The organism is Actinomadura litoris (genome assembly GCF_009733595.1).
Lineage (GTDB): Bacteria > Actinomycetota > Actinomycetes > Streptosporangiales > Streptosporangiaceae > Spirillospora > Spirillospora litoris.
Window position 1 is genome coordinate 401,898 of the sequence record NZ_WOFH01000005.1, and the last position, 19,424, is coordinate 421,321.

The following is a 19,424-nucleotide window of genomic DNA, read 5'->3' on the forward strand; positions in this document are numbered from 1 at the left end:
GTTTCGGCGGGGCGTCGCGGCGGTGGTCGCTGGAAGATCGTGGGGCGTCTGGACGTTGGCTGCGGGTATGGAGAGCAGCGAGGATCTCGAAGTACGGGCACTGGTCCAGGGGTCGCACCGGGGGCCGAAGGATCTGGTCCTGACGACCGACCGGCGGCGCCCCACCCCTGGGGCTGGTGAGTACCTGATCCGGGTGGGGGCGGCCGGGGTCAACTTCGCGGACGTCATGCAGACCCATGGCACCTACAGAGGCGGGCCGCGGGCGCCGTACGTGGCGGGTTTCGAGGCCGCCGGCGAGATCGTGGGTGTGGGCCCGGACGTGAAAGACCCGCTTCCGGTCGGTACACATGTCATCGGCGCCGGGCGGGGAGCGTTCGCGCAGTACATGACGATGCCGGCGGCGGGTGCGCTTCGCGTGCCCTCCGGGTGGAGTGACGCCCAGGCTCTCGGCCTGGTGCTGAACTGGGCGACCGCGTTGGCGGCGTTGAAGCCGCTGGGCGAGGTCAAGGCGGGTGAGGTGGTGCTCGTTCATGCCGCGGCGGGTGGTGTGGGGCAGGCCGCCGTCCGGCTCGCACGCCATTACGGGGCGCGCGTCATCGCGACGGCGTCACCGGCCAAGCACGACACCGTCAAGGCGCTCGGTGCCGACGAGGTCGTGGACGGTCGGCGTCCCGATCTGGCGGCGGAGATCACCCGCTTGACCGGCGGCGTCGATGTGGTCCTGGAATCGGTGGGGCAGGCCACGTTCGAGGCCAGCCTGTCGGTCGCCAAGCCCTTCACCGGACGTGTCGTCGTGTTCGGTGCCGCTTCCGGCGACGCCACCTTGACCACGGCCGATCTGGTCTTCACCCATCATGCTCAGGTGAAGGGCCTGCACATCGGCGCGCTGGCGGCCGCGGCCCCGGCCCTCTACCAGTCGTTGCTCGTCGAGATCGAGGCGCTCATCGCCCAGGGCGTGTACCCGCCCGGCAACCCCCACGTTCACCCCCTGGAGGAGGGGCCGACGGTACTGCAAGACCTCGAAACCGGCCAGACCCAGGGCAAGCACGCACTCGACCCCTGGCGCTAGCGGCCGCGGTTAGGGCATGCCCGGCCACGGCCGCCGCGGCTTGGGTGTCGTGGGGCCCTCCAACTGGATTTCGGGGGCGCGACGTCCGGTGGTTCGGCGGTCCGGCATTCCCAGCCGCGCAGGGCACCGTGGAGACCGTGCTGATCCGGGCGCGACATGGCCGGACTTCTCTCCTTGGCCCGCCAGGACAGGGCGTGCTCGCTCGCCGGTTGCGCTGGGGGGGTTGTGGGTCTGTGCCGAGGCCCGGCTTGTGCTGTTGCGCTGTCCGGGAACGCCGGGCCTCGGCCTGGCATGAGCTGGGCGGCTTCGTGTCGGTTGGGGCCGTCGCCGTCCGGTGGCGGTGGTCAGGTGGCTTTGCCGCGGGCTATGTAGAGGTTCATGTTGGTGAAGTCGACGGTGACGTTGAAGGGCTTGAAGAAGCAGTGGGCGAAGTAGCCGGTCGCGTCGTAGCCCGGACCGTAGGGAAAGGGGACGTTGACCTGCATGTTCGGGTCCATCTCGCAGTAGACGTCGTTGGCGGCGGCGTCGCCGAGGCGGAGCTCCCTCGGGTAGCAGGGGTAGGTGACGGTCGCGTGGCCGTGCCCGGAAGTCTGGAGGGGGCGGTCGTAGTCGGTGCGGATTCCCAGCCGCTTGGCGACGTCCCCGGGCATGCCCGCGGCTATCTCGCCGGTTCCGCCGAGGTTCACGCCCACCACGCGGGTGCCGGAGCCCGCGATGCTGCCGATGCTGCTGAGGTCGTGGTCGCGGGACATCCACAGGGGCAGGGGCTTGACGCCCGCCCGTGCCGCGTCGGTGCGGACCTTCCTGGCCGCCTCGGGGGTCGGACGGCGCAGGATCAGCGACCGGCCCGCGTAGTCGAAGGTGGTCAGCAGGTGGTAGAAGACCCAGGTACCGATCAGGCCGTCGTTGCGCTTGGGGGGCGCGTCCTCGGCCGATTCCGCCTCGGACCAGTTCACGGGGACGTTGCGCAGTTCGATGCCGCCCAGCTTGAAGGAGTCCAGCACCCCGTAGTAGGAGACCATCTTGTGGCCTTCGAAGTCGCTCTCCTCCTGGTAGACGGGGCGTAGCCCCGCCTCCTTGGCCACCGCCGCGGACATGCCCAGCCAGCCGGCGCCGGTGTAGAAGCTGAAGAGCTTCGGCGGCCCGCCGTTGACCGAGACCTCGATCTGCGGGTCCGGGTCCGACTGCTCCCATTGCACACGGCCGATGTCGCCGTGGACCTGGTACGCGTCGCCGCCGACCGCCGCGAACCATTTCGCGTAGGCGACCTCGCCGGCCGCCTGCCAGTGCGGGACGGAGAGGGAGAACTTGTCCTGCCGGATGTAGCAGTCGCCCAGGAGCGTGTTGGCCTCCTTGTCGTCGGGCGCCGACTTGAGGGCCATCGCGAGGTACTTCTCGGCTTCGGGGAACCTGTTGCCCAGGAGCCCGATATAGCCGCGCTGGCGAGCCGCGCGCAGGTTCGTGGGGTCCTTCTTGAGGATCTCCTCGTACGCGCGGGCGGCCTGGTCGAACTTCCCGGCGTTGAACAACGCGTCCGCGTCGTCGCCGCGGGTGTGCGCCTTGGCCGTTCCGCCTACCAGCGGTGCCGTCGCGGCGGCACCGGCCACCACGGCCGCGCCTCGCAACAGCGCACGCCGGTCCCACGAGCCGTCGTCGACCATGGCCTTCTCCTCTTCTGGTCACCTTCCGAAGCCGGGGCGCCATGCCCTCGGCACGGACCGTGGCGGTCCATCGCCTCCCATCGAAGACCGAAAAGTGTTGTGGTCGTGTATGCGCTTTTCGATATGCGGGCGATACACACGCTTCCCGGATTCAAGGAACCGGCCAGCGAGGGCACGGTGCAGGTTGTGGCGCATGTCGCGGCGGCGTCGGGTGGGCGGCTGGGCGTTATGGCCGGGTTCAATGGTGTGCGCTCGAATGTTGAGTTAAAAATTGAGGTTTGACAGTGATTGGTGTGAAAGTTACTCTTCGTCCAGTTTCTGGATTCGCGTGCGTGGGCGGCGGGCGAGTGTGCCGGCTGTTGGAAGGCGAGTTCCGCTATCAGGTTGGAGGAATCGCGTGCGTAAGGGGACGTTCGTTTTCGGCGTGGCCGTCGCGGCGGTTGCCGTGACCGCGATGCCTGCCAGTGCTGGTTCGCGCCTCGTTCATGCTCCGGACGGGGCCACCATCGAGGTCGTGGCCGCTAACGGCTCCGGGTGCCCGGTCCACACCGCCCAGGCATGGTTCAAAGAGGAAAAAGATGCCTTTGTGGTCACTTACAGCGCATACCTAGCCCAGTCTGGTGATTCGTCGCCCCTTCCCGACGCGCGCAAGAACTGCCAGGTTCGGCTCAAGGTCAACGTCCCGCCAGGTTTCACCTACGCGGTCACAAAAGCGAATTACACCGGCTGGGCTCAACTGCAGAACGGCGCAAGTGCCACCCACAGGGGCTTCTACTACTTCCAGGGCATCCGTGCCGCCAGGAAGACGACGTTCGAGCTGGCAGGTCCGTTCGAGGACGATTGGTACTTCACCGACACCACGCCGCCGCACCAGGTCGTCTGGAGGCCCTGCGGCGAAGATCGCGATTTGTGGCTGGACACGGAGTTGCGGGTCAACCAGGGAACGTCGGATCCGGCGGTGGTCAATTTCATCGCCGCGGACTCTCTGAGTGACGGCCCTCAAACGTTCTACAACTTGATCTGGAAGGAATGTAAGTAGGGTAGGGCCGGGCTCTCGCTCAGCGGCACATCGCCTGGATGAGGTCCGGGAACCGGTGTCAGCGCCGGCCCCAGCGGGACAGGGCTCGTACCACGTCGGGGATGTCCTCGGGGTGAGCCCGGAAGAGCGCGACGAGGCCGAGCGTGAGCCACGCGACGGTTGTGATCAGCGCGATATAGACGACTGGCACGACAGACCGCCTTTCGACAGGTGGGCCCATCGCTGGTCCGGGAATACCGCAGATCACGGGCCTCCGGGACCGTGGGCTGCGGCACCTGCGAAACGAGCGCATCGGGTGGAGGCACTCGCCTTGCAGACACCAGCTTTGGCTACAGGATGACAGTTACATGGCCCGGCGCGGGGGTCAACCCGATCGCGGGGCCGACCTCCGCGACTGGGGCCAGGCGTTAGCGGGCCATTGGTGGTCGGGGGTTCGCGCTGCGTCAGCGGAGGGCGGTGGGGCGGGCGGGAATCGGTCGGCGATGCCGAAGGCGATCCAGGTGCCGGGCGGGCGCCTGTCCAGCTCGTCGGCGACGTCCGGGCCCAGGGCCGTCTCGGGGCATGGTCACGCGGAGTGGACCTTCGTGTACGCCTTTCTTGGACGCTCTAATCCGGGCCTCTCGTTTGAGGGGAGGGAGTCGGGTTTTGCAAGGGTTGGTGGCGTCCGGTCTGTGCCACTTGTGGGGTGGGGCGAGCCATTGAGCAGGGCGGTGATCCAAGATACGTTCGAGCAGCAATAACTCTGTTATGGACCGATCCGACGCGTGGGGGAGTGGCCACGGTGGGTTTCCTGGCGCCCCGAAGGGTGGTCATCGTCGGAGCGGGTCTGGCAGGTACGGCCACCGCGATCCGCCTCTTGCAGTTCGCCCGGGAACCGTTGCAGGTCGTGTTGCTGGAGCGGCGCCCCGAATTTCGGAACGCCGGTGTGGCCTACCACCGGGCGGGCAACCACTGGCAGCACGTCTTCAACATCCAGGCGGGACGCATGTCGATGTTCCGGGAGGACGTCGACGACTTCGTCTCCTGGGCCAACGATGAGGCCGACCGGGACGGCTGGCCCGCGGAATGGAGCGGCTTCACCTTCACCGAGTCCGGCCCCGCGCCGCGCCGGATCTACGGCGACTACCTCGCCACCCGTCTCGCCGACGCCGCGGGTGAGGCGTCGGACGGGGTGACGCTGCTCGACGCCGACGGTGAGGTGGTCGACCTGGAGGTCGGCGCCGGGGGCGTGGGGGTCGTGGTCGAGAACTGCTCCCTGGCGGGCGGGCCGCCGGGACGGACGACGCTCCACGCCGACCACGTCGTCCTGGCGACGGGCCTGGAGGAACGGGACCTTCCATTCGCGGCCGCCGTGCGCGACCACCCTTCCTTTTTGCGGCACCCCTATTCAGCGGCGGGAATCGAGAAGATCCTCGGCGTACGCAAGGACGCGGTCGTCGCCATCATCGGCACCTTGCTGAGCGCCTACGACTCGGCTTCGCTTCTTCTGCGGCGCGGGCACACCGGGAAGATCCACATGATCTCGCGGTCCGGGTTGACGCTCCGCACCTACCCTTCGGACCACCGGCATCATGTGCTCGACCTGCCGGCTCCGCGGCTGCACGCCGACACATACGAAGGCCGTGACGAACTCGTCCGGCGGTTCAGGGACGAGTGGGAGCGGGCCTGCGCCATCGTCACCCGCGAGCATCCCGACGTGGCCCCCGCGGTGATGACCGAACGGGTCACCAAATCGTGGGAGCCCTTTCTGCCCGCGGTTCTGGAGCGGATTCCCTCATCCGACCTGCGCGCGCTCCTCGACGCCTACGGAAGCCTGATGGCCACGCTGCGGGTGAGCGCCGTCGCCTACACCACCGAGATCGTCGACGCGGCGATCGCGGACGGCAGCCGGCTCGTCCTCACGGCGGGGAAGGTCGACGGGATCGTCGGCACCGGGAACGGCACGCTGAAACTGACGGTGTCTTCCACAGGCCCGACCCGGACGATCGAAGCGGATCTCGTGATCTCGAACTTCGGACGTGAACCGGACTATGAGCGCGCCGGCTCGGCGCTGTGGGCGAACCTGCTGCGGAAGGGGATCGCCGCCCAGCACCGGCGGACGGGGCGCGGCGTCGAGGTGGACGCCAGCGGCTTCCTCCTCGGACCGGACGGTGTCCGCCCCGGTCCGATCTCCGTGGTCGGCACCCCCCGCGAGGGCGACGAGATCGTCCGGTACGGGCGGGTGGGCGCGTTCGCGTTCAATCTCGCCGCGATCAAGAACCATTCGGTGGGCGTCGCCGCGACCGTGCTGCACCATCTCGAATCCTGCTATGCCGAACGGGCCGGAGCCGCGGAGACGGCCATGGCGGGGGAGGCGTTCGACCGCGCGGTCGCGCTCGACGTGCACCGGATGGCCGCTCGGCGCCGCCGTGACCGCGACGCCCTGAGCGCCTCCTTGGAGGAGGGGCTCGGGGCCGTCCGCCGGGCCCTCCCGGCTCCCGTTGACGACCGTGCGCTGCGGTTCGCCGTGAACAGGGCGGCCGTGACGAGGCTCAACGACCTGTCCGTGACGCCACGGGAGCTGCGCCACCTGCTCGGGCTCGCTGTGCCGCCCGGGTCGGATTAGCGAGAAACACACCTGGGCATTCGAGAAGGTGCGCGGCGGCCCCGGCGGCTGCCAGCATCCAAGCATGCTCTGCCCGGATGAGGCGCGTCGAGCTCCCCGGGCGGGCCGACCCGGAATTGGCGGAGAGGACACTCGTGAGCCCTCGCGAAATACCAGGGGTTTTGCTCGTCGGTTCGCACCATCGTTACGTCAAGGGGCCTTGCAACCGCACCGGGGAACCGGTCGATGACGCCGTTCTGGTCGTCGAGAGGCTCGGCCCTGAACTTTACGACGCCATTGTCGTCTGCGCGGGGGTGATCTGCGCCAAGGGTGGGCGCACCGGCCATATGCAGTCCCTCTGCCGCTCGCGTGGGATCCCCGTCCTGCGGGTCGACTCGTCGGAGCTGGACGCGTTCACCGGCGAGGTCACCATCGTGCTCGACCGCGAGTCGGTCGTGCTCGGCGAGGCCGAGCCCGCGGCTCCGGCGGCCGAGTCCGCGGCCGTCGCCTTCGACGACATCGAGTCGATCTGCGTGGTCATCGCCGATGCCACCGATGTCCGCTCGACGAACGCCCTCGTCCCGCGGGTGGAGCGCGTCGACTCCTATTTCATCCGCGAGGAGTTCGTGTGTTTCGCGGCGGGACTGAGCCCGATCGACTCGCTTCGGGCGGGAGTGCGTGAGGCCGAGCGCTACGGTGCCGCCATCGCCTCGGAACTGTGCTCGATGGTGGACGAGCTCCTCCCCGGCCAGCGCCTGGTCATGAGGCTGCTCGACCTCCGCTCGGACGACGCCGCCCAGATCACGACCGACATGCACGTCGTCGACGAGCCGAATCCCGAACTCGGCCTCCACGGCGCCAGGTGGCTGCTCAGCGAACCCCACTATGCCGACGCCTTCCGGGCGCTTCGCACCTATGTGTTGGAACACCTCGGCACCGACGCCGACCGTTTGAGTTTCGCGATCCCGTTCATCAACGACCGCGACGAGTTCGTGCGGCTGCGGCGATGCCTTGAGCTGGGGGAGGAGACGCCGCTCGGCGTCTTCGTCGAGACCCCGGCCGCCGTGCACTCGGCGGCCGACTTCTGCGCCGCCGGGGCGGGCGAGCTGTTCGTCGGCACCAAGGACCTGATCCAGTTCTATCTCGCCGCCGACCGGGGCAACCATCTGGTCTCCTCCATCTACCAGACCCGGCATCCGGCCGTCCTGGCCGCGCTGCGGCAGGCCGTCGAGGCCGGTCGGGACGCCGATGTCCCGGTGCACGTGTTCGCGCTCGGCGCCGATCTCGACCACTACGTCCAGCACCTTCCGACGCGAAGGCTGATGATGTGCACCGCCGAATTGCAGCAGCTCGCCAGGAGGTCGGCGGCCTAGAACCCCGGCGCGGACGGTTGTCACGAAGAGGGGGAGCATCTATCTTGGAATGAGCGTTCCAAGATAGCTGCGAGGGGCCATGCCGGACGTCAAGCACTTCGATCCCGACCGGGTGCTGGACGAGGTGGTGGAGCTGTTCTGGCGGCGCGGCGCGTCCTCGACCGGGGTCGGTGAGGTCGTGGCCGTGACGGGGCTCAGCCGCTCCAGCCTCTACTCCACGTTCGGTGGCAAACAGGAGTTGTACCTGGCGGCACTGCGCCGCTACGTCGACCGGCGGTCCCGCCCCGTACTGGACGCCCTCGCCTCCGACGGCCGGGGGCTTCCGGTCATCGCCGAATTCTTCGACCGGCTGGTTCAGGCGCGCTGTGCGGGGCCGCAGGCCCGCTGGGGCTGCATGGTGTCCAACGCCCATGCCGACACCGTTGTGGACGCCGACGTGCGCCAGATACTGGACGACCACCATGAGCGGTTGCGCTCGTCCATGCGCTCCGCACTCGAAAGCGCCCGGTCGCGCGGGCAGCTGCGCCCCGGCCTCCACGTCGGGTCCACCGCGGAAGCGCTGGCGTTGCTGGCCTACGGGGTGAATCTGCGGTCGCGGGCCGGTGCACCGGCGGCCGACCTGCGAGCGACCGTCACCGCGCTCCTGGAGACCTTGTCCGCTGAAATCCCTGCCAAGGAGAAGTGAGAATGGCCGAGTTCACCGTCTATGACGAGACCAACGCCCCCGAGGAGTCCCGCCCCTATCTGGAAGCGGCCAAGAAGCGGATGGGCTTCGTCACCACCCTCAACGGTGTGATGGGCGAGTCGCCCGAGCTGCTGGCCGGTTACAACGCGCTGGCCGAGCAGTTCGGCAAGTCCTCGCTCCCGGCGCGTGCCAAGCAGGTGGTGCTGATCACCATCAGCGTGGAGAACGGCTGCGAATACTGCGTCGCGGCCCATTCCACGATCGCGTTGCGCGCCAAGGTTCCGGCCGAGGTGGTGGAGGCGCTGCGCGCGGGCGAGCAACTGGACGACCCCGAGCTGGAGGCCGTGCGCCGCTTCACCCGACTCGTGGTCTCCGGCCGGGGCTGGGTGGACGACGCCGAGGTACAGGCGTTCCTGGACGCCGGTTACACGCGCCGCCATGTCATGGACGTCGTCCTCGGCGTCGGGATGAAGACGCTTTCCAATTACACCAACCACATCGCCCACACCCGGCTGGACGACGCGTGGCAGGACCAGCGCTGGACTCGCCCCTGACACCGCACCGAACGCCGGTGCCTCAGTAACGGGCGGGGGAATCCAGAAAGGGAGGGGAAGCCGCGTCCGGGCGCGGGGCGGGCGTGTTCTCCAAATAGCGCAGGACGGCGGCGACGCGGCGGTCGGCGCGGTCGGTGGGGGCCAGGTCGAGTTTCGCGAAGATGTTGCGGATGTGCTTGTGGACGGCGCCCTCGGTGACCGAGAGGTTCTCGGCGATCGCGGTGTTGCCGAGCCCTTCCGCCATGAGGGAGAGGACGTCGAGTTCCCTGGGGCTCAACCGTTCCAGGGCGGTGTCGCGGCGCAGGAGTTGCGCGACGACGTCGGGGTCGATGGCCGTTCCCCCGCCGGCCACGCGGTGCAGCGCGTCCAGGAAATGGGCGACGCGGCCGACCCTCTCCTTGAGGAGGTAGCCGAGCCGGGCGGCGCCGCCGGAGAGCAGTTCGGTGGCGAACGCCTGCTCGACGTGGGCGGACAGGACGAGGACGGCGAGGTCCGGGCGGCGGCGGCGCGCCTCGACGGCCGCGACGATGCCCTCGTCGGTGTGCGTCGGCGGCATGCGCACGTCGACGATCGCGACGTCGGGCGCGTGGAGGTCGACGGCGGTCAGGAAGTCGGCGGGGTGGTCGGCCGTGGCGACCACGTCCAGGGACTCCGCGCGCAGCAGGAGGGCGAGCCCCTCGCGCAGGAGCGGGTCGTCCTCGGCGATCACGATCCGCATGGCAGCTCCGCTTCGAGGGTGGTCGGCCCGCCGGGCGGGCTGGTCACGATGAGACGGCCGTCCAGCGCCTGGACGCGGTGGCGGATGCCCGCGAGGCCGGAGCCGCGGGTCTCGTCGGCGCCGCCGTCGCCGTCGTCGCCGATCCACAGCAGCAGCCGGTCGCGGTGGCGGCGGACGGTGACGGCCGCGCGCCGCGCGCCGCTGTGCCGGGAGATGTTCGTGAGCGCCTCGGCGACCACGAAGTAGGCGGTGGCCTCGACGGACGCGGCGCACCGCCCGGGGACGTCGACGTTCAGCCGGCAGGGGACGGCGCAGGCCGCGACGAGGCCGGCGAGCGCTCCGGCGAGGCCCCGGTCGTCCAGCACGGGCGGGAGGATGCCGCGCACGACCTCGCGGAGTTCGGCGAGGGCCTGCTCGGAGGCGTCCTGCGCGCGGCCGAGGAGGGCCGCCGCGCCGGAGGGGTCGCGGGCCAGCGCGCGGCGGGTCGCGCCGAGCATGACGGTGACGGCGACGAGCCGGTTCTGCGTGCCGTCGTGCAGCGAGCGTTCGATGCGCCGCAGTTCGGTGGCGTGGGCGTCCAGCGCCGCGGCGCGGGTGGCCGACAGCCGCGCGACGCGCAGGGACAGGTCGGTGACGGGGACCGGGCTGAGCAGCCGCCGACCCGGCCACGCCTGGAGGCGGGCCATGGCCGGGGCGAGGCCCATGAACGCGACGGCCCAGCCGAGGCCCGCGAGCGGCGCGTAGAGCGCGTCGGCGAAGCCGTGCACGTCCCAGAACTCGGGGGAGCGCTCGGAGGCGTCGCCCGGGACGGCCCACCAGTACAGCGGGTAGGTGAGGTCGCGCACGACGTAGTAGGGGACCGGCGCCCCGGCGAGGCCGACGGCCATCCCGAACGTGGAGTGGGTGATCAGCCAGCTCAGCTCCCGCCGGACGGACGGGTCGGCCGCGGCCGCGCGGACACCGGCGGGCGCCGGGCGAGGGTCGATCATCTCCGGGCCGCAGTGGGAGAGCCGGGCCCGCTCGCGGTCGGCGACGAAGCGCAGCCCGCGCAGGGCGGCCGGCCTCAGGAACGTTCCGATCCCGAGTGCGGACGCGAGCGCGGCGGCGGCCAGCGCGATCAGGACGATCACCGCCAGGATCGCCGTGCCGAGACCGCCGACGAGTTGTTCGAGCGCGTCCAGCGCGCGGCGGGCCCGGCAGAGGAGCCGCTGTCTGACCTCCCCTCTCGCCCTGGTCCGCCCACAATGCTCAGCCGGCATTCGCTACCCCCCGAGTCGGCGACGGCGGGGCGCCGCCGCTCCTTTCGCAGAATAACTTCCGAGAAGAACGGGGGGCCGTACGGCGGACGACGTCCGCGGCGAGGACGACTTCAGCGAGAACGGCGACCAAGGCTTTTGCTGATGACCAGCGCATTCGCCGCCCGGTGCCATCCCGGTGATCAGTGAGAACCCTGTTCGGTTCGTGCGGACGTAGGCTCCGCTTTGGCACCGATCGTCCGCTATCCCGGCGCCCGGTGCCGACGATGACCGCTGTCGGACATCGCTCCGGGGTTTGGTCAAAGTGATCTTGAAAAGGTCGCGGCGACCTGCAATTCTCTGCGCCCTGCCCGCCCAGAAGAGAATGGCCGCTCAGCGCAGCCGAGAATGGCCCGTTCGGGGGCGGACGGCACCCTCTGGAGGCGAAGGCGGAGCCGTCCTTGAGCCTCACTTGAGAGGGGACGGCTCCACCGGGCGCCCCTGTGTCGGTCCAGGCGACCCGGTGGAGGCGCCCTGCGTCAGGGGCGTTCGGTGGCCAGGTTGGCGGCGAAGCCGAGGAAGGCGATGCCCGTGAACTGCTCCAGGCGGCGGCGGACCGAGGGGCGCCGCAGCCGCTCGGCCAGCGCGGCGGCCACGCCGGAGACCAGCCAGTACCAGACGACGAGTTCGGCGAGGTCGATGCCCGTGAACAGCAGCGTCGTGCTGAACGTCGGGGCGCCTTCGGGCATGAACTGCGGGATGAGGCTCATGTAGAAGACGCCCGCTTTGGGGTTGAGGAGGTTGGTCCCCACCCCGGCGCGGAAGGCGGCCCAGTGTCCGCGCGGCTCGGCGGCGATCTCGGGTTCCGAGGTCCGCGCCGTGGTCTTGCGGCGGGCGTGCCACAGGGCGGACGCGCCCAGGTAGAGGAGGTAGAGGGCGCCGCAGATCCGCAGCGTCTCGTAGGCGACGTGGGAGGCGGTGAGCAGTGCGGTCAGGCCGATCGCGGCCGCGAGGCCCCAGGCCAGGCAGCCGGTCATGACGCCGAGGGAGGCGATGACCCCGCCCGTCCTGCCGTCGGAGATGGAGGTGCGCAGGACGAGCAGGGTGTCCACGCCCGGGGTGATGTTGATCAGGAGGGCGACCCCGGCGAAGGCGATCGCGGCGGTCAGCATGATCGGATCGTGTTCAGCATGATCGGATCGTAAGGGGCAAGTCGGGCGAACGCTGCTGAGTTTCACTGGTGGTCGCAACTTCGTCAGGGATACTTGACGTCAGGTTGTCTTGACCCTGAGACTCGGAGGCATGATCACTGCTGACGCGTTGGAGAAGGAAGTCACGCTGCCCGGGGCTGCGGCCCGCCACGACGACCTCTGGATGCGGGACGCGGTCGGGGAGTCGCCGCTGCGCCGGGACGAGGCGCTGGAACTGCTGGCGCTCGGGGAGGTGATCGCCCGCAAGGCGGTCTACGGGCGCCAGCTCGCGGTGCGGAGCGCGCGGGCGTCCGGCGCGTCCTGGTCGCAGATCGGCGCCGCGCTTGGGATCAGCAAGCAGGCCGCCTGGGAGGCGCACGGCCGGTGGATCGACGACCAGGCCGAGCAGAACCGGGAGACCGGCTACGAGGGCCTCGACGAGGATCAGACGGCCGCCGCCCGCGCCCTGGCGGGGGATGTCGACGACGGGGCGTGAACCGAGACCGCGCGGGTCAGAGCCGGGACGGCCGTGACGGCGCACCGAAGCGCGGACGCCGTCTTCCACCGGGACAAGGGGCACCTCCGGCGGCCCGCGAAGCGCGCGCCGTGTTCGACGCGATCGGGGTGCATGATCACCGCCAGGGCGGCAATGGACCGTGGTGCGGAACGCTTCGCGTTGAGCGATCTCGGCGGCGGGAGCACCGAGGTGATGGCGAAGATCGCGAAGGGTTGACCAGGCCCCTGACCTGCCGGGTATCACGTGGTGGGGGTGGCGGAAGTTTCCGGCGTGTGGTAATGGGAAATCTGCCTCCTAGAGGAACGGAGGCGGTTCGCATGGAGGTCGTCCTTGAAATGACCTTGCCCAGGGACGCCGAGAGCGCGCCCCTGGTACGGCACACGCTCGACGCCTCCCTCCGCGGTCTCGGGGTGACGTCCGACATCAGGGCGGACATCTCCCTGGCGCTGGGTGAGGCGTGCGCGAACGCCATCCAGCACGCGGTGGCGGGTGAGTACGAGGTCCGCGCGCGCATGGACGGGGCGCGCTGTGTGGTGGAGGTCATCGACGGAGGCGGAACGGGACCGGCGTCGTGGGAGAAGCCGCGGGCGCCACAGGACGCGCGGCAGGCGTCGTGGGACGCACGGCAGGCGCCGCCGCATGCCGAGAGCGGGCGCGGGCTTCAACTGATCCGCGCCTTTATGGAAGAGGTGCACATCATGGATCGCGTCTCGCGGAACGGGGCGATCGTGCATTTCGAGAAATCGTTGGCGAGCTGAGCGGTGCGGGCCCGCCGCGCCCGGCGGCCCGATACGCACGCGAAAAAACGGCCCGGGGAATCCCCGGGCCGTTTCCTCGTGAAAGCGTCAGCCGGCGACGGGCAGGTCGCGCTTCACCGGGGTCGGCGCGGGAGCCTCGGCGGCGGGACGCGGGCGCGGGTGCGCATGCGGGCGCGGCGCGGCGGCCTGGCCGCAGGTGGCGGAGGCGATCCGGACGGTCGAGTCCTTGGCGACCTTGGACAGCGGCAGGTTCAGCTCCATCCCGGTGACGGCGAGGCGGCCGTCGCGCATGCGCTGCTGCTTGTTGAGGATGAGCGAGGTGCGCCCGACGCCCTCGACGTCGACCGGGACCGTGGTGTTGGGCGGCGGCGCCGCGTCGAGCCGGCGCCCGGCGACCAGGGCGTCGGTCAGGTGGGTCGCGCCGCGTCCGCCGTCGCAGGTCGCGGTGACCGCGCCCGCGGTGAGGCCCGCCGGCGGGACGTTCAGCCGGGCGACCGACGAGCTGGCGTGCCCGGCCCGGGCCATCACGTCCAGCGCGGACGCCTGGACGTACTCGGTGCGGTCCTCGCGCAGGAGGCTCTTCCTGGCCGCGCCCGAGCGGGACGAGACGGCGGGGACCGGCGCGAGCGGAACCGCGCCGATCGCGGTGAGCCCGTACGCGGAACCCTCTCCGCGGGCCGTGCCGGAGTGCTCGGCGGGCGCGGCCATGGCCGGGCTCGTAACGGCGACGAGCCCGGCGGCCAGCAGCCCGGCCGTGGTCAGGCGTCGCAGGACGTGGCGCATATGTGTGTCTCCGATCAGATACTGGAGGGGCCGAGCGGCGGTGCGCCGGTCAGCCGTTGATGAGCACGAGCGTCCCGAGCGGGACGCTGGAGAGGCGGCGCAGCGCGTCCGCCGGTACCCGCACGCAGCCGTGCGTGACGGCCCTGCCGAACACGGCGCGGTCGGGCCAGCCGTGCAGGGCGACGGTGCCGGGGCCGCCACCGAAGGTGTCCAGGGTGGCCGAGTGCGTGCCGAGCGGCAGGACGATCGGGCTCGGCGTCTGCTTCGCGGGGGCCAGGGAGGCCATGACGAACGTCCGTCCCGGCGGGGTCGGGGTCCTGGCGCCGCCGACCGCGACCTTCCAGCGGCCGACCGGCCGCGCGGACTCCAGCAGGGTCAGGCTGCGCCGCGCGAGGTCGATCCTGACCGTGTAGGGCGTGTGCGCGGTCCGCAGCCCCGGGGTCGCGGCGGAGATCCAGCCGGTCGCCCGGTTGGGACGGCTCGGCAGCAGCACGCGCCGCCAGCCGCCGGAGGTCTCCACGACGGGCACCCAGGTCGGGCCGCCGAGCTGCTCGGCCGGCAGCGTGGCGACGGTGCGCCCGCCGGGCCGGTCGAGGACGGGCACCGCCGCGCTGGGGTGCACGACCAGGCCGTCGGTGGCGGACTGCGCGCCCTCGTCCTTCGGGGCGCCCGGCACCGTGGCGAACGTGGTGGCGGCGGGCGCGTTCACGCCGTCGGGCCGGTCGGCGGACGGGCCGGCCTGGCCGCCTAACCCGCTCCCCGCGGACGGCTCGCCCGAGGCCGCCTCACCCGGGGACGAGCCCCCGCACCCGCCGAGCAGCAGCACGGCGGCGGCCGCCGGAGCGAGCGCGCCCGCCGTCCGGACGCGTCTCGCCCGGGTATTCATGGTCGCCATGAGCCGGATATTAGTGGCGCGGAGCCGCCTGTGCGCGGAATGGCGGAAAAACAGGCCAGGTCATTCTCGCCGCGCCACCAAAACACATTAATGGTCTGATTTGCCGGGCAATTAAAGGATCGGGCGGATAAAAGCGGATGAAAGCGGAGCCTGGCTCCAGACCCGACGCCGCGCGGGTCGCCGGGGCCCGCCGGGAGGTTTCCTGAGATGTCCGGTAACGATGGATCCTCGCACGCCACTACCTGGTGACGGACACACCTGGACGGACGAAGGGGCAGGCGGTGGCAGACGAGGCCTCCGAGGAAGAACGCTTCACCGCGATGTACGACGCGTGCCGGCAGCGCGTGTGGGCGTACGCGGTGAGCCGCGCCGGCCGGCAGGTCGCGGACGAGGTGGTGAGCGAGACCTTCGCGGTCGCCTGGCGCCGCTTCCGCGACGTCCCCGACCCGGCGCTGCCGTGGTTGCTCGGCGTCGCGCGGAACGTGCTGCGCGAGGGGTATCGGGCCGAGGCGCGCCGCGAGGCGTTCGCGGCGGAGCTGCGCGGCTGGGCCGAGCGCGCGGACGCCGGGCGGGGCGGGCACCCCGCGCACCCCGGACCGGCCGGGGACATCGCGGAGGACGTCGCCGAGCGGCTCGCGGTGCTCCGCGCGATGGCCGCGCTGCCGGAGGGCGACCGGGAGATCTTGATCCTGGTCGCCTGGCAGGGGCTCACGCCGCGCGAGGCGGCGCGGGTCGTCGGGTGCTCGGCGGCGGCGCTGCGGGTCCGGTTGCACCGGGCGCGGCGCCGCCTCGTCCGGGCGGTCGAGGATCGCCCCGCCGAGCGCGCGGCCCGCTCCGCGGGGCCCGCGGGCCACCCCGCCGAGCATGGGGCTCGGCCTGAAATGCGTCCGGTCGGGATCATCAGTGAGGAGAGGCCATGAGTGACGACGTGCTGAGGACCCTGCGGGAGGCCCGGCCCGGCGAGCTCGACCCGGACGTCCGGGTCGAGGAGGGCGTGCGGGCGGCGGAGCTGGCGCGCGCGATGGCGACGCCGCGGAACGCGGCGGGCGCGGAGAGGACGGCTCCGCGGCGGCGGCTCGTCCGTCCGGCGTGGGGGATCGGGCTGGTCGGCGCGGCGGCGGCCGCCGCGCTGGTCGTGGCGGCCCTGCCCTCGGGCGGGGGCGGCGGCGCGGCCGGCCCGCGTTCCCAGGCGGGCGGCGAGCCGGAGCAGCCGGGCGACGCGCGCACCGTCCTGCTCGCGGCGGCGGAGAAGCTGGACGGGCAGACCGAGGGGACCGGGGCGTACTGGCACATCGCGACCAGGTCCTACAGCTTCTACCGGGTCGGGAACCCCGCCTACACGGTCGTGACCGCGGACAAGGACGACGGCTGGACGCCCGGCAAGCCCGGCGGCCGCTCCTACGGCCGCCAGCAGTCGCTCGGCGCGAAGCCCGCGACCCCGGCGGACGAGAAGGCCTGGCGGCGTGCGGGATCCCCGTCCGAGTTCGAGGTCAAGGTGAGCGTCACGCCCGGCGGCGGGCGGTACAAGAGCATGAAGCTGCGGACGGCGCCGGGCCGGCAGACGGTCAGCAGCATGCCGCTGGTCGACGGCGACAAGGTGTTCTGGCTCGGGCGGAACGTGACGATGAAGGACCTGCGCGACCTGCCCGCCGACCCGAAGCGGCTCAAGGCGACGCTGATGCGCTGGTACGGGGGCCACGACACCGAGGCCGAGTCCGTGCCGATGTCGGCGGACGCGTGGCTCTACCGCGTCGGCGGGAACGTCGTGACCAGCCTGCCGGTCAGCCCGAAGGTGCGCGCGGCGGCGTTCCGGATGCTGGCGGGGCTGAAGAGCGTCGAGGGCATCGGCAAGGTGAGGGACGCGGCGGGCCGCACCGGCGACGCGATCGCGATGGACGAGAAGACGCCGCGCGGCGTCCTGCGGCACCGGCTCGTGATCGACCGGGCCAACGGCAACGCGCTGGCGGACGAGAACGTGCTGCTGAAGCCGTCGGGCGGTGAGAGCGCGCCCGCCGGTTCGCTGCTGAACTCCACCACCGTGATCACCATGGAATGGACGAACACGGTCCCGCGCTGACCGCCCGCGGGACGGCTTCGCCGCAGGGGCGGTGCCCCGGCCTCACCGGCCGGGCGCCGTCCCCGCGCGGCGTGCCGTGATCGGCTTGTGATCAGGCGCTTTTCGGGGTGTGGCGGGCGGCTTTCTGGGCGGCCTTGCGCTGCGCGGCGACGGACCTGGCGCGGTTCAGGCTTTCCCTGACCCGGGCGGCGCCGCGCATTGCGGTGGCGGTGTCCTTGACGCGGCCGGCGTAAACCGCGAGAACCTCCGCGACCGGAGGGGGCGACCATTCCTCCTTGATCGCGGCGGCGTGCGGCGCCGGGGCGGGGGCACCGGCGGGCAGGGGGTTCGCGGGCAGGACGGTCGGGGTCGTGGAGGCGGTCGGGAGGGGGACGGGGACGAGCGCGAGATGGGATTGGCAGTGCGGGCACCGCACTCCCGGATGGGTGTCTCTGCTCATAACAAGAATGATTACCCAAAGGTCTGACAAAACAGAGGCGGCGCCTCCTCACGTGCCCTATTGAAGGCAGCCGGTAACGTTGCGGTCGTCCTCAATCACGGCGCCGGGGGCGGCGCCGCGTCCGGCGAATGCCGCCTTCCGGACGGCCGGCAGCAGCCCCCGGCGGCCGGCGGAGCACACCCGGTCGAGCGCGGGCGTGTGCGCCGCCGACGTCTCGTGGCTCCCGTGCCGCACGTAGGTGGCGCCGCAGCACAGCAGCGCGATGAGCACCGCGAACCAGGCCATCATCCGGCTCGTCCGCAGGCCGTATCCGCTGGTCAACCACAGGACGTGCAGGGTAAGCCGGCGCCACTGCGCGTGGTCGCCGTGCCGCCGCAGCTCCAGCGCGGCGTAGCGGAAGTCCCGGGCCAGCGCGGCCTGCCCGCAGCCCGCCGACGCCCGCGCCAGCTCCCGGTAGAGCGCCTCCAGCCGCGCGGCGTCCACGCCCCCGCGCCTGACGCGCCCGCGTGCCGCGCCGTGCCGGCGGCCGTGACCGCGGCCGTGTCCGCGGCCGGGCTCTCCGCCGACCCCCGCGCGGCGGGCGAGGTCCTCGGCGAGGACGGCGCGGCCCCGGCGGGCCGGACCGCCGAACGGCTGCCAGTGCCGCGCCGGGACGGTCGCGAACGGGCAGTCGCCGGAGATGCGCAGCAGATCGGGCCGGTGCAGGCCGAGGAACCCGCAGCCGCTGAGGTCGACGTCCGCCAGGTGGAGGCCGCGCGCGGAGACGCCGCGCAGTGACAGGACCCGCACCGTGGGTGGACCGATCCACACAGGTTCGGCCACGCCCTGGATCGGCTGCGGCAGCGACCGGACGGTGACCGTCCCGCCGACCCCCGCGCCCTCCAGGTCGAGTTCGGCGTGCCGGAGCCGGAAGTCGGCCGCCCCGTGGACGGTCGCCCCCCGCGCGCTCACCTGCCGCGCCGCCGCGTGGACGCGCAGGCCGCCGTTCGCGCTCGCGTCCGCCAGCCCGATCCGGCCGCCCGCCACCAGCGGCCCGAGCCAGGCGCCGTGCCGGAAGCGGGCGCGCTCGAAGCGCGCGTGCCGGGCCACGTGCACGCGCTTGAACGACACGGCGGCGCCGAAGCAGGCCGCCTGCATCGCCGCGTCGCGGCCGAAGCGGGCGCGGTCGAAGCAGGCCGCGCCGATGAACACCGTCCGCCGGAAGGACGCGTCGGCGTGCCAGGCGGCCTCGCCGAACAGCGCGTCCCCGGCGAAGACGGCCTCCTCGAAGGAGGCGTGCCGGTGGAAGCGGGCCGCGTGGAAGGAGGCGTTCCCGCCGAAGCGCGCCCCCCGGAAGGAGACGTTCCCGAAGAACCGCGCGTCGTAGAAGGACGCGCCGCCGAGGAAGCAGGCGCCGTCGAACGAGCTGTCGCCCTCGACGCAGGCTCCGTGCAGGACGGCGTGGGCGGGCAGGACGGCGCCGTCGAAGCGCGTCCGGCCGATGTGGGGCCGCCCGTCGGGTCCGGTGAGGGCGTCCAGGAGGGCGTCGAGCAGCCACGCCGGGACGGTGACGCCGCGCAGGTCGAGGTCGGCCCCGGGACGCAGGCCCGCGACGAACCGGTCGAACTCGTCCGGCCGCAGGTGCGCGGGACAGCCCCCGAGACGTTCCACGGCGCGCCCGGTGCACCCGTGCACGGCCGTGCACCGCGGCCAGAGCACGGTGGTCAGGGGCGGCTGCGAAGACTCGTGGGAAGTCACCTTTCTCGTTCTACCGATGTCACCTTCCGACGGGAAGGTCTCCATGTGGACAGGTCGATACTCCCTTTGCAGTAACCCGACACGGTCCGTTATTTTCGCCACACCGGGCG

Annotated in this window: 20 protein-coding genes; 11 read left to right on the plus strand and 9 right to left on the minus strand. The window is 71.6% G+C overall.

The annotated features are described in order from the left end of the window. Positions 1-67 precede the first annotated feature (67 nt). Positions 68-1,069 carry a zinc-binding dehydrogenase gene (locus tag GNZ18_RS16595; RefSeq protein ID WP_156217349.1) on the plus strand — a complete coding sequence of 334 codons (1,002 nt, stop codon included), beginning with the start codon at positions 68-70 and terminating at the stop codon, positions 1,067-1,069. Positions 1,070-1,413: 344 nt separating this feature from the next. Here the strand turns inward: GNZ18_RS16595 and GNZ18_RS16600 are convergent, their stop codons facing one another. Then, positions 1,414-2,730, minus strand: coding sequence for a tetratricopeptide repeat protein (locus GNZ18_RS16600; protein ID WP_156217350.1), 1,317 nt, complete (start codon positions 2,728-2,730; stop codon positions 1,414-1,416). Positions 2,731-2,835: 105 nt separating this feature from the next. Here GNZ18_RS16600 and GNZ18_RS16605 point away from each other — a divergent pair, with 105 nt between their 5' ends. Both GNZ18_RS16605 and GNZ18_RS16610 read left to right on the plus strand, forming a co-directional pair. Then, complete coding sequence (locus tag GNZ18_RS16605) at positions 2,836-3,012, plus strand: hypothetical protein (protein ID WP_156217351.1); 177 nt, start codon at positions 2,836-2,838, stop codon at positions 3,010-3,012. A gap of 115 nt (positions 3,013-3,127) precedes the next feature. After that, on the plus strand, positions 3,128-3,769 hold the full coding sequence (locus GNZ18_RS16610) for a DUF4360 domain-containing protein (RefSeq protein ID WP_216651322.1): 642 nt from the start codon (positions 3,128-3,130) through the stop codon (positions 3,767-3,769). 58 nt (positions 3,770-3,827) lie between these two features. Here GNZ18_RS16610 and GNZ18_RS43180 read toward each other — a convergent pair whose 3' ends face one another. After that, the gene (locus GNZ18_RS43180) at positions 3,828-3,959 is read right to left on the minus strand and encodes a hypothetical protein (protein WP_281377999.1); all 132 of its coding nucleotides are present in this window, start codon (positions 3,957-3,959) and stop codon (positions 3,828-3,830) included. Positions 3,960-4,454: 495 nt separating this feature from the next. Here GNZ18_RS43180 and GNZ18_RS16615 point away from each other — a divergent pair, with 495 nt between their 5' ends. From GNZ18_RS16615 to GNZ18_RS16630, 4 genes are all read left to right on the plus strand, one after another. Continuing rightward, a complete protein-coding gene (locus tag GNZ18_RS16615; RefSeq protein WP_312874568.1) occupies positions 4,455-6,374 on the plus strand; it encodes an FAD/NAD(P)-binding protein in 1,920 nt (639 codons plus the stop codon). A 77-nt stretch (positions 6,375-6,451) separates the two neighbouring features. Further along, a complete protein-coding gene (locus GNZ18_RS16620) occupies positions 6,452-7,726 on the plus strand; it encodes a putative PEP-binding protein (protein WP_156217352.1) in 1,275 nt (424 codons plus the stop codon). A 79-nt stretch (positions 7,727-7,805) separates the two neighbouring features. Continuing rightward, positions 7,806-8,411: a TetR/AcrR family transcriptional regulator gene (locus GNZ18_RS16625; protein ID WP_156217353.1), complete on the plus strand. Its 606-nt coding sequence runs from the start codon at positions 7,806-7,808 to the stop codon at positions 8,409-8,411. Between the two features lie 2 nt (positions 8,412-8,413). Beyond that, entirely contained in the window at positions 8,414-8,965 is a 552-nt protein-coding gene (locus GNZ18_RS16630; protein WP_156217354.1) for a carboxymuconolactone decarboxylase family protein, read from the plus strand. A 22-nt stretch (positions 8,966-8,987) separates the two neighbouring features. On the opposite strand, the gene GNZ18_RS16635 is transcribed toward GNZ18_RS16630, so the two are convergent. The 3 genes from GNZ18_RS16635 to GNZ18_RS16645 all read right to left on the minus strand — a co-directional run bounded on the left by GNZ18_RS16635 (position 8,988) and on the right by GNZ18_RS16645 (position 12,090). Beyond that, complete coding sequence (locus GNZ18_RS16635) at positions 8,988-9,683, minus strand: response regulator (protein ID WP_156217355.1); 696 nt, start codon at positions 9,681-9,683, stop codon at positions 8,988-8,990. Further along, complete coding sequence (locus GNZ18_RS16640) at positions 9,671-10,942, minus strand: sensor histidine kinase (RefSeq protein ID WP_156217356.1); 1,272 nt, start codon at positions 10,940-10,942, stop codon at positions 9,671-9,673. Before GNZ18_RS16640 ends, GNZ18_RS16635 begins: the two co-directional genes overlap by 13 nt. 515 nt (positions 10,943-11,457) lie before the next feature. Continuing rightward, positions 11,458-12,090: a LysE family translocator gene (locus GNZ18_RS16645; protein WP_156217357.1), complete on the minus strand. Its 633-nt coding sequence runs from the start codon at positions 12,088-12,090 to the stop codon at positions 11,458-11,460. Positions 12,091-12,220: 130 nt separating this feature from the next. Between GNZ18_RS16645 and GNZ18_RS16650 the strand changes: the two genes are divergently transcribed. Beyond that, positions 12,221-12,604 carry a hypothetical protein gene (locus GNZ18_RS16650; RefSeq protein ID WP_156217358.1) on the plus strand — a complete coding sequence of 128 codons (384 nt, stop codon included), beginning with the start codon at positions 12,221-12,223 and terminating at the stop codon, positions 12,602-12,604. 338 nt (positions 12,605-12,942) lie between these two features. After that, entirely contained in the window at positions 12,943-13,383 is a 441-nt protein-coding gene (locus GNZ18_RS16655) for an ATP-binding protein (protein ID WP_156217359.1), read from the plus strand. Between the two features lie 87 nt (positions 13,384-13,470). Here GNZ18_RS16655 and GNZ18_RS16660 read toward each other — a convergent pair whose 3' ends face one another. Both GNZ18_RS16660 and GNZ18_RS16665 read right to left on the minus strand, forming a co-directional pair. Beyond that, positions 13,471-14,166, minus strand: a complete 696-nt coding sequence (locus tag GNZ18_RS16660; protein ID WP_246249890.1) for a choice-of-anchor P domain-containing protein — start codon at positions 14,164-14,166, stop codon at positions 13,471-13,473. Between the two features lie 49 nt (positions 14,167-14,215). Then, a complete protein-coding gene (locus GNZ18_RS16665) occupies positions 14,216-15,061 on the minus strand; it encodes a protein-sorting L,D-transpeptidase LdtCP (RefSeq protein ID WP_246249891.1) in 846 nt (281 codons plus the stop codon). 281 nt (positions 15,062-15,342) lie between these two features. On the opposite strand from GNZ18_RS16665, the gene GNZ18_RS16670 reads away from it, so the two are divergent. Both GNZ18_RS16670 and GNZ18_RS16675 read left to right on the plus strand, forming a co-directional pair. Further along, positions 15,343-15,981 carry an RNA polymerase sigma factor gene (locus GNZ18_RS16670; RefSeq protein WP_308165802.1) on the plus strand — a complete coding sequence of 213 codons (639 nt, stop codon included), beginning with the start codon at positions 15,343-15,345 and terminating at the stop codon, positions 15,979-15,981. Beyond that, complete coding sequence (locus GNZ18_RS16675) at positions 15,978-17,138, plus strand: CU044_5270 family protein (protein WP_156217360.1); 1,161 nt, start codon at positions 15,978-15,980, stop codon at positions 17,136-17,138. Before GNZ18_RS16670 ends, GNZ18_RS16675 begins: the two co-directional genes overlap by 4 nt. A gap of 91 nt (positions 17,139-17,229) precedes the next feature. Here the strand turns inward: GNZ18_RS16675 and GNZ18_RS16680 are convergent, their stop codons facing one another. Both GNZ18_RS16680 and GNZ18_RS16685 read right to left on the minus strand, forming a co-directional pair. Further along, positions 17,230-17,577: a hypothetical protein gene (locus GNZ18_RS16680; RefSeq protein WP_156217361.1), complete on the minus strand. Its 348-nt coding sequence runs from the start codon at positions 17,575-17,577 to the stop codon at positions 17,230-17,232. 57 nt (positions 17,578-17,634) lie between these two features. Next, positions 17,635-19,227 (minus strand): pentapeptide repeat-containing protein, encoded by a 1,593-nt coding sequence (locus tag GNZ18_RS16685; protein WP_173390785.1) that lies wholly within the window; start codon positions 19,225-19,227, stop codon positions 17,635-17,637. Positions 19,228-19,424 lie beyond the last annotated feature (197 nt).